The organism is Kyrpidia tusciae DSM 2912 (assembly GCF_000092905.1).
Classification (GTDB): Bacteria; Bacillota; Bacilli; order Kyrpidiales; family Kyrpidiaceae; genus Kyrpidia; species Kyrpidia tusciae.
Window position 1 is genome coordinate 1702322 of record NC_014098.1, and the last position, 12764, is coordinate 1715085.

General features: G+C 59.9%; 15 protein-coding genes. 1 reads left to right on the plus strand and 14 read right to left on the minus strand.

All coding sequences use genetic code 11. From position 1 onward, the window contains the following. Positions 1-9: 9 nt before the first annotated feature. The 13 genes from BTUS_RS08375 to BTUS_RS08430 all read right to left on the minus strand — a co-directional run bounded on the left by BTUS_RS08375 (position 10) and on the right by BTUS_RS08430 (position 10419). Positions 10-900, minus strand: coding sequence for a glycoside hydrolase family 130 protein (locus tag BTUS_RS08375; RefSeq protein WP_013075678.1), 891 nt, complete (start codon positions 898-900; stop codon positions 10-12). Positions 901-972: 72 nt separating this feature from the next. After that, positions 973-1851 carry a non-homologous end-joining DNA ligase gene (gene ligD / locus BTUS_RS08380; protein ID WP_041303977.1) on the minus strand — a complete coding sequence of 293 codons (879 nt, stop codon included), beginning with the start codon at positions 1849-1851 and terminating at the stop codon, positions 973-975. Positions 1852-1894: 43 nt separating this feature from the next. After that, positions 1895-2107 (minus strand): ATP dependent DNA ligase, encoded by a 213-nt coding sequence (locus BTUS_RS19245; protein WP_169307953.1) that lies wholly within the window; start codon positions 2105-2107, stop codon positions 1895-1897. Beyond that, a complete protein-coding gene (locus BTUS_RS08385; RefSeq protein WP_041303979.1) occupies positions 2040-2405 on the minus strand; it encodes an ATP-dependent DNA ligase in 366 nt (121 codons plus the stop codon). The genes BTUS_RS19245 and BTUS_RS08385 overlap by 68 nt, the downstream gene beginning before the upstream one ends. Before the next feature lie 77 nt (positions 2406-2482). Beyond that, entirely contained in the window at positions 2483-3112 is a 630-nt protein-coding gene (locus tag BTUS_RS08390) for a redox-sensing transcriptional repressor Rex (protein ID WP_013075679.1), read from the minus strand. A gap of 209 nt (positions 3113-3321) precedes the next feature. Next, positions 3322-4557: a tetratricopeptide repeat protein gene (locus tag BTUS_RS17950; RefSeq protein ID WP_013075680.1), complete on the minus strand. Its 1236-nt coding sequence runs from the start codon at positions 4555-4557 to the stop codon at positions 3322-3324. Between the two features lie 75 nt (positions 4558-4632). Beyond that, positions 4633-5028: an aspartate 1-decarboxylase gene (gene panD / locus BTUS_RS08400; RefSeq protein ID WP_013075681.1), complete on the minus strand. Its 396-nt coding sequence runs from the start codon at positions 5026-5028 to the stop codon at positions 4633-4635. Next, positions 5003-5884, minus strand: coding sequence for a pantoate--beta-alanine ligase (panC, locus tag BTUS_RS08405; RefSeq protein ID WP_041303982.1), 882 nt, complete (start codon positions 5882-5884; stop codon positions 5003-5005). The genes panD and panC overlap by 26 nt, the downstream gene beginning before the upstream one ends. Beyond that, positions 5881-6699: a 3-methyl-2-oxobutanoate hydroxymethyltransferase gene (gene panB, locus BTUS_RS08410; RefSeq protein ID WP_013075683.1), complete on the minus strand. Its 819-nt coding sequence runs from the start codon at positions 6697-6699 to the stop codon at positions 5881-5883. The genes panC and panB overlap by 4 nt, the downstream gene beginning before the upstream one ends. Before the next feature lie 247 nt (positions 6700-6946). Continuing rightward, positions 6947-7933, minus strand: coding sequence for a biotin--[acetyl-CoA-carboxylase] ligase (locus tag BTUS_RS08415; protein ID WP_013075684.1), 987 nt, complete (start codon positions 7931-7933; stop codon positions 6947-6949). Next, positions 7930-9198 (minus strand): polynucleotide adenylyltransferase, encoded by a 1269-nt coding sequence (locus BTUS_RS16850; RefSeq protein WP_013075685.1) that lies wholly within the window; start codon positions 9196-9198, stop codon positions 7930-7932. The genes BTUS_RS08415 and BTUS_RS16850 overlap by 4 nt, the downstream gene beginning before the upstream one ends. Positions 9199-9268: 70 nt before the next feature. Further along, complete coding sequence (gene dapB / locus BTUS_RS08425; protein WP_013075686.1) at positions 9269-10072, minus strand: 4-hydroxy-tetrahydrodipicolinate reductase; 804 nt, start codon at positions 10070-10072, stop codon at positions 9269-9271. Next, on the minus strand, positions 10069-10419 hold the full coding sequence (locus tag BTUS_RS08430; protein WP_083780304.1) for a nucleotide pyrophosphohydrolase: 351 nt from the start codon (positions 10417-10419) through the stop codon (positions 10069-10071). The genes dapB and BTUS_RS08430 overlap by 4 nt, the downstream gene beginning before the upstream one ends. A 155-nt stretch (positions 10420-10574) precedes the next feature. Between BTUS_RS08430 and ylbJ the strand changes: the two genes are divergently transcribed. Further along, positions 10575-11831 carry a sporulation integral membrane protein YlbJ gene (ylbJ, locus tag BTUS_RS08435; protein WP_013075688.1) on the plus strand — a complete coding sequence of 419 codons (1257 nt, stop codon included), beginning with the start codon at positions 10575-10577 and terminating at the stop codon, positions 11829-11831. A gap of 41 nt (positions 11832-11872) precedes the next feature. Here the strand turns inward: ylbJ and BTUS_RS08440 are convergent, their stop codons facing one another. Next, positions 11873-12637: an undecaprenyl-diphosphate phosphatase gene (locus BTUS_RS08440; RefSeq protein WP_052300590.1), complete on the minus strand. Its 765-nt coding sequence runs from the start codon at positions 12635-12637 to the stop codon at positions 11873-11875. Positions 12638-12764: the final 127 nt, after the last annotated feature.

Here is a 12764-nt window from a genome sequence, read left to right on the forward strand (position 1 = left end):
GGACGCCCCTCACAAAAACCGGACGTCCTTCTTCGCTAATTTCGCGACCCCGATCACCGTATCCGCTCCGCCGTAATAGAAATAGTAGTCATCCGGCATCTCGGCGTGGCCGCAGCTAAACACCACATTCGGTATCCATCCCCTGCATTCCCAATCCAACTCCGGTTCAAGCAGGGGGCCGTCCTGGCGGGCAATCACCCGCGTCGGATCCTTTAAATCCAACAAGGCCGCCCCCAGTCGATAAACGTTTTGGTCGTCCGCCGCATGGTACACCAGGAGCCATCCATGAACCGTTTTAATGGGCGGGCCCGCGATGCCCAACCGGGCCGATTCCCAGGTATGTGGAATCGGAGACAGGATCGAGACATGATCCGTCCAGTGAACCATATCGCCCGAAAAGGCTAGCCAGATATCCGGAAAACGCCGGTGCAGCATCACATAACGGCCACCGATGCGCTCAGGAAACAAGGAAGCGTCTTTATTGGGCTCATCCAGTACCACCCCGTGGCGCTCCCAATCAATGAGATTCCGGGAAGTGGCGAGGCAGATGCGATAATCCCCTGGAAAACGCCCGCCATACCCGGTGTACATCATGTAAAATCGATCATCCAGCTTGACGATCCTCGGATCCTCCAGCCCGCGCTGCTCTTGTCCCTCTTGCGGTTCCAAAAGGGGTCGGTCGAACCGCCAAAATGCAAGTCCATCCCGGCTGACCGCATAACCGAGACGAGAAACGTAATCCCCATATTTTTGATGACAGGGCAGGTCTGTGGCGCGATAAATGAGATGGATCAGCCCTCGGTCCACCACCACCGCGCAGTTAAACACCGCCGACCGTTCCCAGTCATGATGGGGATTCGGTTTGAGCACCGGTTCTTTGGTCAGGCGTTCGAGTTTCATCGCCATCGCCCCTCAGTTTCCACTCCCATCTCTGTTTCACCTATCATTTGTATGCAGGAGTGACGAGGTTTGTCAAGGACTTCTTTTTGATGATAACTCTTCTAAATGTTGGAGCAACGGCCGAATATCCATTCCAGGACCAAGAACCGGGGCGAATAAATCCCCCATTTTTTGTAGCCGTTTGGCCATGGTCGCGATGGTCCAGGTTTCGGGTGCCATCCCTCGTTCTACCTCTCCCCACTGAAGAGGGGCGGAAACTGCCGCGGTCGGTACGGCCCGAGGGGAATACGGAGCGATCAACGTCTTGTTCGGCGCGTGCTGAAGATAGTCGATATACACTCGATCTCCCCGTGCTCTCACCCGGCGCTCTGTCGTGATCAACTCTGGGGCCTGGTGTTCGCAGTACTTGGCAATGGTTCTCATCAGTGGCCGCGTTTGCTCAAAAGTGACGGACCCGTGGATGGGAACGTATACTTGAATTCCCGTGGCTCCGGAGGTCTTCGGGTACGCCGGGAGCCCGAGCCGGGTTAGAACATCCCGGATCATCAAGGCCACCCGGCAGACGGCGGCAAATCCTTCCACACTCGGGTCCAAATCAAAGACCAAATAAGTCGGCCGGTCTACGGCGGGAAACCGGCTAAAGGTCACGTGGTATTCGATCGCACCGAGCTGCCCCAGCCACAGCAGCGTTTCGAGGCGATCAATGACGATGGCCTCCCCTCCCCCTATCTTTACCCGCGTCACCCAGTCCGGTGTTCCGGGGGGAGGATGTTTCTGAAAAAAACCTTCTTTTTCAATTCCATCCGGGCAGCGAATGACCGTGACCGGCCGATCCTTGAGGTGCGGGATCATAACAGTTCCCACGGTCGCCAAATATTCGAGAAGGTCCCCTTTGGTGAACCCACCGGGCCACAGAACCTTGCCCAGGTTTTGAGGCAAAATCGTTTTCACGCCCGTCCACCACACCTTCTCAGCATCTGCACATCCCCTTGAGTCAGCGATCTGACACAAACCCTTTTAAGGAGGGTTGACGCAGCCGCCCTTCTGGCGTCCATTCTGCATACTCGACGTCCGCCTGAAGCTCCGGCTCCCAAAAAATAACCCCCGGAAGATCCTTTTGGTTCCAAAAAGGAGAATCCTTACGCCACAGATGCCGGGATCCCTGGATCACCACATCGGCGTCTAAGGCTGCCAGCCCGGAGCCCACGTTGCCGATGTAATACAACCGGCCTTGTTCGTCTTTGCGTCGGAAAATCCGGCCGACCCGAACCGTCCGGGGCGATCAATTCCCCATCGAGGTAAAAATCCTGTGCCATCTCCTTCATGCCTTGCAATTCCGGATAGTGAGCGGTTCGATCGCGCCCCTTGCGGTTATAGAGGATGACCCGGCCCCCTCGGCTGGCGGCCATGAGACGAACCCCGTCGAATTTCACTTGTGCCCAGTATCCTTTCTCCTCCTCCACCCGCGTCCGGCGAACCGGTTCCATCGGCTTGATCCAGGCCATCCGCCCCTCACCTCGTCGGCGATTCCTTGCTTTTAGTCTCGCCGACAGATACCCGGCCATGCCCAGAAACATATGGCTCACCGAACATAATATGCGAGAGCCTGCAGCTCACTGGTCACGTCTGAATAGCGCACATGTACCGTGGGAGGAGTGCGCAATGTGGCGGGCGCAAAATTCAGAATACCAACAATACCAGCCTCTACCATGCGGTTTGCCACAGCCTGGGCTTCTGACGCAGGAACTGCCACGATCCCAATCCGAATTCCTTGCTCGCGCACTCGGGTTTCAAAATCGTCCATCCCCTGAACGGTCAGCCCCGCCACCGCCAGGCCGATCTTGCGGGGGTCTTTGTCAAAAATCGCTGCGATAGCAAGCTCACTCCGCCGGAGTCGGCTATAATTACTCAAAGCAATTCCAAGATGTCCGGCGCCCACCAAAGCCACCGGAAGGTCGCGATCCAACTTTAGAATCTGGCGAATTTTTTCAATCAAATAAGGAACGTGATAACCGATGCCCTTCCGTCCAAACTCGCCGAAATATGCGAGATCTTTGCGAATCTGGGCGGGATTGATATCCAGATCCCGGCCCATTTCCTGGGAAGACACCGTATCCACTTCACGAGCCTGCAATTGTTGCAAATAACGCAAATAAATCGGCAATCTCCTGACGACGGCTTGGGATACAACCGGAGTCTTCCCTTGCAACACTTCTTTCCCTCCGATATATTGAGCAGTTTTGCGTTTTATTGTATCACAAGCTCCGGGATTCGGAATGAGCAGATTGAACCGGCGGGGGTAAAGCCCACCGCCGTTCAATCGGTCAAGTTTACATAATATATATTCTGTTAATATTCGTGTCCACCGGGCTTATTGTCCGGCTCCTGTGGCGCGACTTTCCGCCGGCTCGTTCCGACGACTCAGAGAACCCGCTTTTGTTCTTTGGCCTGTTCCATCCACTCCATCGCAGCATGGACCGCATCTTTCACCGTCTCATCTTGCTCCGCTCGTTCCAGGTATCGCCAGGCTTTGATCTGATCCCCGGCTTCCAGGGCGGCCCAGCCCAAGTACAGCAAGGCCTGCCCCGCCTTTCCGTTCAGGGACGCAGCTTTTTTCCAAGCCCCCCGGGCGCTCAGTCGGTCCCCTTGGCGCCAACGGGTCCACCCCCAACCGCTCCACAAATCGGGATCCCCGGGTTGAAGCCGCAACAAACGCTTCCACATTCGGGCAGCTTCTTCCAAGCGGCCAAAGTAGTCCAACAGAATCGCCAACTCTTTTCCAATTCTCCAGGAATCCGGCAACAACCGATATCCGTGAAGAGCCCAGGAAATCGCTAAGCGGAATCTCCCCAACCGTTTGAGAACGGCGATTCCCACCAACCACGCCTCTTCGTCTCGAGAATCCACTTCCAACACATGGATCAGTTGCTCAATGGCCCCTGCCCACTCGCCCACGCGAATCAGGGCTACGGCCAGATTGTAATGAAGGATCGGGCCCCCCCTGCCTCCTTCCACCGCCACAACCAGATCCTCGGCCGCCTCCCGCCACCGCCCTTGCTCGGCATACACATAAGCTCGGGCGTGACGGGCGCTCGTCAGGATCCACGGACTTTGTTCTGTGGAGAGCAGGATTTGCAAGTGAGGCTCTGCCTCGTGACCCCTCCCCTGAGCCATGTAGGCGAGGGCGAGGTACAGTCGCGCCACGGGAAAATCCCCGGTCTGCTCGATCACTTTCTCCAGCTCGGCCACGGCCTCCTGGTACATCCACAGATCAAAGAACCCGATTCCCTTGCGGAAAGTGCGCACGAGAGCCTCGCTGTCCAAGTGAGGTGGGATATGCCAAACCATGGAAATCCCGTCGCTCCCCTCCGGCTGAGGGGGGTGCGGTGCGGGTGAAGTGGGTGCTGTCCCCAGTTCCACATTCGAAGGGGCGTTCTCGTGGTTGATCGGGCTGGGATCAAGATCCAGATCGAGACCAAACCGTTCGCAGAGCTCGGCAATCCGATCTTCCAAAACGAGCCAGTTTTCCATCCACTCGTCCGCCTGGGCCCGGAGAGCCCCGAGTTCCTCGAGCACCTCCGGACCCGGGCCCTCATCCGACAGACGTTGTTCAATGCGGCCTAATTCATCAAAGAGTTCCGAAAAAGACTCGGACATCACAAACCCTCCCCCGGGTGACCATGGTTCCGTAAACCTTAGTGTCGCCCCGGGGGGAGGAATTTATCCGAGTCCTTATCCAAACTTCACTGGTGTTTCCTGGCCCGCCTCTTCGGCGATCCGCCCCAACACCCGGTTCTCCTCGTCCAAAACGACAACCTTCGGCCGGTGCCGAACTGCCTCTTGTTCGTCCATCCATCCGTACGCCATGATAATCACCACATCCCCGGGTTGGGCCCACCTGGCGGCGGCACCGTTCAGGCAGATGTCTCCCTGGCCCCGGGGACCTGGAATGACATAGGTCTCCAAACGGGCTCCGTTGTGGTTGTTGACCACCTGGACCCGCTCTCCGGGAAGGATTCCCGCCGCGTCCATTAAATCCTCATCAATGGTGATGCTCCCCACATAGTTCAAATTCGCTTCGGTCACCCGGGCTCTGTGAAGTTTACCGATCAACATATGCCGAAACATGCCCCATCCCCTTTCCGGCCTCCAAAGCCACATTGTCGATCAGGCGGGTTTCACCTACCCGAACCGCCGCCAGGAGCCGACATGGTTGATCGATCTGATCCACCTGCCCGAGATCTTCCTCTCGCACCGCGGAGACGTACTCCACTTCCAGCCCCGCCGACGACAATTGCTGCGTCACCGATTGCACCAGTTCAGCAGCCCGGGTCGTCCCTTCCCGGCAACGACGGGCGGCATCGAACAAAGCCCTGGATAAAACGGCCGCCCTCCGGCGCTCTTCCGGGCTCAAATACCGGTTGCGCGAACTCATGGCCAAGCCGTCGGCTTCCCGGACCGTGGGACAACCGATGACCTTGACCGGCAGATTCAAATCCTCCACCATGGTCTGGATGATCCTCAGTTGCTGATAATCCTTTTCCCCGAAAAAGGCTTCGTCCGGCTCAACAATGTGAAACAGTTTTGCAACTACCGTCGCCACGCCGTCAAAGTGCCCGGGGCGCGACAGTCCGCACAATCGGTTGGCCAAATCCCCCACCCGAAGGGTCACCTGCAAAGCGCGGGGGTACATTTCCTCCACGGAAGGTGTGAATAAAAGATCCACCCCGGTCCGCTCCGCCAACTTCCGGTCCCGGGCAATGTCCCTTGGGTAGCGATCATAATCTTCCCCGGGTCCGAACTGCAGCGGGTTGACAAATATGCTCATCACCACCGCGTGGCCGGCCGCCTTCGCCCGTTTCACCAGGGACAAGTGGCCATCGTGCAGAAATCCCATCGTAGGCACCAGCCCAATGGTTCGCCCTTCGCCCCGCCGCTGATTCACCCAAGCCCTCACTTCTGAAACAGACTCCGCCACCTTCACCTCACCGTCGCCCCGCTTTCGGGATCGTAGACGTGGGCGGGATCCGGAAACTGCCTTTCCCGAACTTCTTTCGCATACTGACGCACAGCCCCCACTGCCGCATCGGCAAAATGAGCGTAGCGCTTCACAAACTTCGGTTTCGGCCCGTAGGACCACCCCAACAGATCATGAATCACCAATACCTGTCCGTCGCAGTACGCCCCCGCTCCGATCCCGATCACCGGTATGGAGAGGGCCCGGCTGATCTTAGCCCCGAGTCCCTCGGGGACGCCTTCCAGCACTAACGAAAAGCATCCCGCCTCCTCCAGACGCCGGCCATCCTCGAGCAGCTTTTCCGCCGCCGCCGGCTCCCTCCCCTGCACTTTATACCCACCTAGCTGCTGCACCGATTGGGGGGTCAGTCCAATGTGGCCCATGACGGGAATGCCCGCCTCGGTCAGGGCGGTCACCCGGTCCGTGACTTCACGTCCGCCCTCGAGCTTCACCGCGTCTGCCCCACCTTCCTGCAGCAGGCGCCCGGCATTGCGCAGCGTCTCTTCCATACTCAGCCGGTGGGCCAAAAAGGGCATGTCCACCACCAAGAGCGTATGTTGCAGTCCCCGCCTCACCGCCCGGGCGTGGTGGACCATATCGTCCATTGTCACCGGAATGGTGGACGTGTACCCCAGCACTGTCATGCCGAGAGAATCGCCCACCAGGACGGCATCGACACCGGCCTCCTCCGCCACCCGGGCCGTCGGGTAGTCATAGGCCGTCACCATCACCAGGGGAAGACCGCCCTTGCGTTTGCGAAATGCCATGGCCAAACCTTCCATACCCGTTCCTCCTCGCCTCCAGCCGCCGACGGATCCCCCGGAACACCTCCATAAAAAAACCTTTCGGCCGAGGGCGCGAAAGGTCGTGGATCGGGAATGCCTTTGACACTTTCATCTGTCTCGGTCCGTCTCACGGCTCAGAGCAGATTATTCAGAACACTCCATTGCACCGGGAAAGTACAGCCCTTTGGGGTGCCGCCTTTCCATACCCAGTATACCGGTTTAAAACGAAGAAATCTATATGCCCCTACGATCCGGGATCAAAAATCACTTCTGCGCTGATGATCTTCTCCAGGCGTCCTTCATCAGTCTCCACCCACAACGCCCCATCATCGTCGATGCGCCGGGCCCAGCCAATTTTTTGCCCGGACTGTGTCTGCACGGCGATTGTCCGGCCGAGGGAAACGTTCAGCCTCTCCCACCCTTCGCGAAAGGCGCGAAAACCTTCATTTTGGTAAATCCGATAATCCGCCTCCAGCCGCCCCAGAAGTCCTTGGATGAGCGCCGTCCTGGAGATCGGGCTGCCAGGCTGCGCGAGGGACCCGGCCACCCCTCGCAGTTCTGGTGGAAAATCTTCCTCCCGGCCGAAGACGTTGATTCCAATGCCGAGTACGATAAACCGGATCTCCTCGGCTTCGGCGCTCATTTCGCTCAGGATTCCGCACACCTTTCTCCCGTCCGGCAAAAGAAGATCATTGGGCCATTTGATTCCCACGGATACTCCCGCCCTTTCCCGAATCGCTTCGGCGACGGACACCGCTGCCATCAAGGTCAGCTGAGGGGCTCGAAAGACCGGAAAAGTCGGCCTCAGAACGACGGACATCCAGATGCCATGGCCTGGGGGAGAAAACCATGGACGTCCTCGTCGGCCCCTCCCGGCCGTCTGCCGCTCGGCCAGCACCGTATAGCCTTCCGGGGCCCCGCCCTCCGCCTCGGCAAAGGCGTAGCGGTTGGTGGAATCCACCGTTTCCAGAACCGTCATGTGCCGCCCGAGAACGCTCGTCGCCAACCCCGCCTGAATCGCCTCCGGCCGGAGTTCCTCTCCTTCTTCCCGTAATCTGTAGCCTCGGTTGCGAACCGCCTCGATGGGGTATCCGACTCCCTGCAATGCCTGAATGTGTTTCCAGACTGCGGTGCGAGAGATGCCGAATCGCTGGCCCAGCTCTTCGCCGGAAACAAAGCGGTCCCCGGCCCGGCGTAATGCCTGCAAAATCTCCCCGCGAATCTCCGTCACTGCCCACCCTCCATCTTCCGGCGCCCCCGGGCCCAATGTCCGAGGTACTCCCCGAGGGCCCGGGGGTCATTCGCCACCTGACCGTTCAACAGAGCTTCTCGCAAAGCCCGCTCGGCCTCCCCCCACAGCGGGCCCGGGGGGATGTGAGCCGCCCGGCACAATGTCTCGAATTCCGCTGCGAAATCCCGGCGATCCCAGAGGGGCTGCGCATCTACAGCCCGGCGAAACGCCTCCCGGCTCGCCATCTCTTCTTCTTCCCCGTATCCTTGAACCGCCTGCACCACCTGCAATCCCGTCTCCGCCCGCTCCCGCCCGAGGTGGTACAGCCACCGGGCCCAATCCCCCGGGCCCGCCCGAAGGGGATCAAAATGGCACGCTTCCCACCACGTGATCACATCCCGTTGAAACAGGCGGCTCGCTCTCCAAGACTTTGTCACCGCGGCCGCATGTTGCCGGGTGCACTCCAACATCCACAGCAGCACCCCCGTCCGAAGGGCCGCATCCCGGGGGAGTCGGCGGCATGCCCGACCCCACGCCGCCGCGACCTGGATGCCCCGCCCCCGACCCACCGACATTCCCGTCCACCACTCTAAAAAGCCGCACGCCGCCAACTCCCGGGCCACCTTGTCCACGTCACCCACCGCCAGGCGCTGCCACTCTCCCAGCACCCGTTCCACCGCGACATGGCGAACGTCCTTCATCTGTTTGTTCAGAGCCAAAACCACCGATGGATCGAGATCAAAGGACAACTCTGCCGCCAACCGCAAGGCCCGGACCATGCGAAGGGCGTCTTCGGCAAAACGCTGGGCAGGATCTCCCACCGCCCGGATCTGTCCGGCCAACAGATCTCCGAGGCCGCCAAAGGGATCGATCAGGCGAAACCCCCGACTCATCGCCATGGCGTTAATCGTGAAATCCCGGCGACTCAAATCCTCTTCAAGTTTTGCTGTATACTCCACCCGGGTCGGCCGTCGCCGATCCCGATACCCGCCTTCCCGGCGGTAGGTCGTCACTTCTACGCCAATGCCCTGTCGGGGAATGGTCACTGTCCCAAAGGGCAAACCCGTCGGAACCGCTTCCGGGAAAACCTTCATGACGGCCTCGGGCGGGGCGGCTGTGGCGATGTCCACATCCTTGGCCCCCCGTCCGAGCAAAAGATCCCGCACACCGCCCCCGACGTAAACCGCTTCCCATCCCGCGTCGGTCAAGGCGGCGATCACCTCCTCCGCCGCCCGCCATACCCGGATCCCCGCCTCGAACTGCATGTGCTTCCCTCCCCGGGCCCCGGCCTCCCCGAGGCTTTCACCAGGTCCCCGGCCGCCTCCCGGCTTTTCTTCAGCCGAGCAATGCTTCCAACCCATACATCATTCCTACATAACCCATCACAGCCCGCACCGCCAGTACCACCCCGGGCATAAAAGAGACCCGGTCCAAGGAATCGTGCCGCACCGTCAAGATCTGCCCCGGCCCTCCGAGGATCACCTCTTGGTGCGCCACGAGCCCCGGCAAACGCACCGAATGGACCCTCACCCCCCCGATGGCCGCCCCACGGGCACCGGGGAAAAGCTCCCGCTCATCCGGCTTGCCGGAAGACAAATCGATCCCCGCCTCCGCCAGCTCCTCCGCCGTCTTCACCGCCGTGCCCGACGGGGCATCCAACTTCCCATCGTGGTGCATTTCAATAATCTCCACGTGGGGAAGATACCGGGCCGCCTCCCGGACGAACCGCATCATCAACACCGCGCCCACGGCAAAGTTCGGCGCGACAATGCCCCCCACGCTCCTCTCTCGGCACAACCCATCCCAACGCCGCACCTGCTCCCGGGTGACGCCACTCGTCCCCACCACGGGACGAACCCCGAACTCCAAAGCCTCCTGAACGTGACGCTCCACCGCATCGGGAGTTGTAAAATCCACCAGCACGTCCGGTTCCGCGCTCACGAGCGTCTCGCGTAGATTCGCCGACACCGGGATCCCCAGGGGTTCCATACCCGCCGCCACCCCGGCGTCCTCCCGGGCCCGGGAGGCCACCGCTCCCACCAAGCGCAAGCCGGTCTCAGCCACCATCGTGCGGATCACTTCCCGCCCCATTTTTCCCGTGGCCCCGGATACCACCACCCGAATCTCTCCTTCGGTCATTGCGCCATCCCCTCCGATTCCGCCGTCCCCCGATCCACAGGGGTCCACCGATCTTTGTCCCGGGTCCGAAATTTTTCCATCACCGCTCTGTGGACTTCCTCCAGATCGATCTGAAGCGAATTCGCCAAACAGGTCACGACAAACAAGATATCCCCGAGCTCCAAAGCCACACTGCCATCGGCCTCCCCGGGTTTTTTGGGCTTTTGCCCAAACCGGTGATTGACCTCCCGGGCCAACTCCCCTAACTCTTCCGCCAACCGAACCACTAAAGTCATCGGATGAAAATACCCTTCTTGATACTGCGATATGTACCGATCCACATCCTCCTGCATCTGCCGAAGGGTCATCCCGGCCAAGACGCCTCTCTCCTTCCATCGATAAGCTCGTCTCCCTCGAGGGTACCACAGGCTCTCTCCCTTTGCCCAGGGCCCGGCTCATATTCGGACAACGGCCTCATATGAATGATGGTTGAGGACGCCAGTCGAAGGAGTGAGTTGCGCGTATGGGTGAATGGTCTCCCAATCGAACCCTAACGATCATCCTGGCCATCGTGGTGATCGCTTTAACCCTGGCCCTTGTCGTGTACCCGGAACAGGGATTCAACGCCGGTATACACGGCATGAAAATCTTCTGGGACGTTGTCTTCCCCTCCCTTCTTCCCTTTTTCATCCTTTCCGAAGTCATGCTGGGCCTTGGCGTCGTCCACGCCTTGGGGGTCCTTCTTGAACCCCTCATGAGACCGCTGTTCAGCGTGCCGGGGGTGGGAGCCTTCGCTCTCTCCATGGGGTTGGCCGCAGGTTATCCGATGGACGCGGTCATTACCGCAAAATTTCGGAAGACCGGGATGTGCAGTCGAGTCGAAGGGGAGCGGCTCCTCGCCTTTACCAACACGGCGGATCCCCTGTTTATGTTCGGCGCCGTAGCCGTTGGCATGTTCCACAAACCCGCCGTCGGCGTCCTCATCGCCTTGGCTCATTACCTCGCCTCTTTTCTCGTGGGCGTATCCTTTAAATTCTACGGACTCAGGGAGGAGCGGCTCGGGCCGCGGCAAATCGAACCCGCCAAGGGCAAATTGTTTCGACGGGCGTTTCAGGAACTGATGCGCGCCCGCCAAGAAGACGGCCGAACGTTGGGACAGTTGCTCGGCGATGCGGTGAATGACTCCATACGCACCCTGCTGATGATTTGCGGATTCATTATTTTCTTCTCCGTTCTTCTCGAAGTGATGAAACTGGCTCAGCTGACGGCCATTGTGGCTTTGCCCATTCGAGGTCTGCTCGCCTTGCTCGGTATCGCCCCGAGTCTCGTGGGCCCGGCGCTGAGCGGACTGTTCGAAATCGATATCGGAACGGCTCAGGTGGCGGCCGCTAAAGCGCCGCTCATCGACCAACTGGTGATGGCCAGCGCCATCATCGCCTGGAGCGGCTTTTCGGTTCACGCCCAGGTCGCCAGCGTGGTCACAGGCACGGATATCCGCATCGGGCCGTATTTTGCCGCCCGGGGACTCCACGCCGGTTTGGCCGCTTTGTTCACAGCGGTGTTCTGGCAGATGGGCATCGGCCGAACCGCCGCGGCGGAATCGAATCCCGTACTTCCCGCCTTCCTCCACACTTCCGGGAGTGCCCGGGACACCCTCCGGTCGTCGTTGGAATCGATCGCGCTTTGGGTTCTCTTGATTGCGGCCGCCATCGCCCTCTCCCTGTTGATCGATTTGCTTCGGCGGATTCGGGTCGTTCTCTGGACTGCGCGCACCAAATAAAAGCCGCGGGGATAGCCGTGCCAACCCGCGGCTTTTTCGTGTCACAGGCGGCCGCTCCACTGCAGAGCGAGGACCACCGCCCCGAGAATCCACACATACCAGGCAAAGGGTTTCAGCGATCGGGTGGCGAGAATTTTAAGCATCCAGAAAATCGCCAGGTATCCCGCGATGGCGGCGGTTCCTGCCCCCAGCACCTCCGGCAAGCCCGGCGCGTGCCCCCCCGCCGAGCTGCTCACCCACTGCTGGAGAGCCGCCCCGGCAATGGCGGGAACAGATAACAAAAAGGAGTATTTTGCCGCCTCAGTCCGGTCCATTCCCCGCCAAAGGGCTCCGGCCAAGGTCAGCCCGGATCTGGACAAGGCGGGCATGACAGCAAGCCCCTGGCACACCCCCACCCACAGGGCGTCCGAAGTTCGCAGGTTTTCGATCCGCTTGTTGCCCCGGGGCAGAGATTCCGCCAAGTACAGCACAATGCCCGTGATAGCAAATTCCCAGGGCAGGGAAGACCCGCTTTGAAAGAGGCTTTCCACAGGATCGTGGAGCAGGTACCCCAACACTCCGGTGGGAATCGTTCCAATGATCAACCATTTCCACACCGGGGACGTCGGATGGGCCAATAAGCTTTGCAAATCCTTCCGGTACGCGATCAGCACCGCGAGCAGAGTTCCCACGTGAAGCCAGATGTCGAAGGTCAGGTTGTCCTCCTCCACACCGAGGACCCGATGAGCCAGCACCAGATGTCCGGAACTGCTGATCGGCAGAAATTCGGTCAAGCCCTGAATCGCCCCGAGAATCACGGCCTCCATGCCAGTCACTCGCATCCCTCCCTCTCTACAAACATATTGGGACAGGCAACCCGCTTATGCCCGGTCATGCCAACCGAGCTCGGCCCATAAAGTGAAGTAGGGCGTTGTCCAGACGGACGTGCGGACT

Coding starts and splice junctions, on each gene's coding strand:
- BTUS_RS08375 (WP_013075678.1), bottom strand. CDS start 900: ATGAAACTCGAACGCCTGACCAAAGAACCGGTGCTCAAACCGAATCCC.
- BTUS_RS08385 (WP_041303979.1), bottom strand. CDS start 2,405: ATGGCCTGGATCAAGCCGATGGAACCGGTTCGCCGGACGCGGGTGGAG.
- BTUS_RS17950 (WP_013075680.1), bottom strand. CDS start 4,557: ATGTCCGAGTCTTTTTCGGAACTCTTTGATGAATTAGGCCGCATTGAA.
- panD (WP_013075681.1), bottom strand. CDS start 5,028: ATGTTTCGGCATATGTTGATCGGTAAACTTCACAGAGCCCGGGTGACC.
- panB (WP_013075683.1), bottom strand. CDS start 6,699: ATGGAAGGTTTGGCCATGGCATTTCGCAAACGCAAGGGCGGTCTTCCC.
- BTUS_RS16850 (WP_013075685.1), bottom strand. CDS start 9,198: ATGCAGTTCGAGGCGGGGATCCGGGTATGGCGGGCGGCGGAGGAGGTG.
- dapB (WP_013075686.1), bottom strand. CDS start 10,072: ATGACCGAAGGAGAGATTCGGGTGGTGGTATCCGGGGCCACGGGAAAA.
- BTUS_RS08430 (WP_083780304.1), bottom strand. CDS start 10,419: ATGACCCTTCGGCAGATGCAGGAGGATGTGGATCGGTACATATCGCAG.
- ylbJ (WP_013075688.1), top strand. CDS start 10,575: ATGGGTGAATGGTCTCCCAATCGAACCCTAACGATCATCCTGGCCATC.
- BTUS_RS08440 (WP_052300590.1), bottom strand. CDS start 12,637: ATGGAGGCCGTGATTCTCGGGGCGATTCAGGGCTTGACCGAATTTCTG.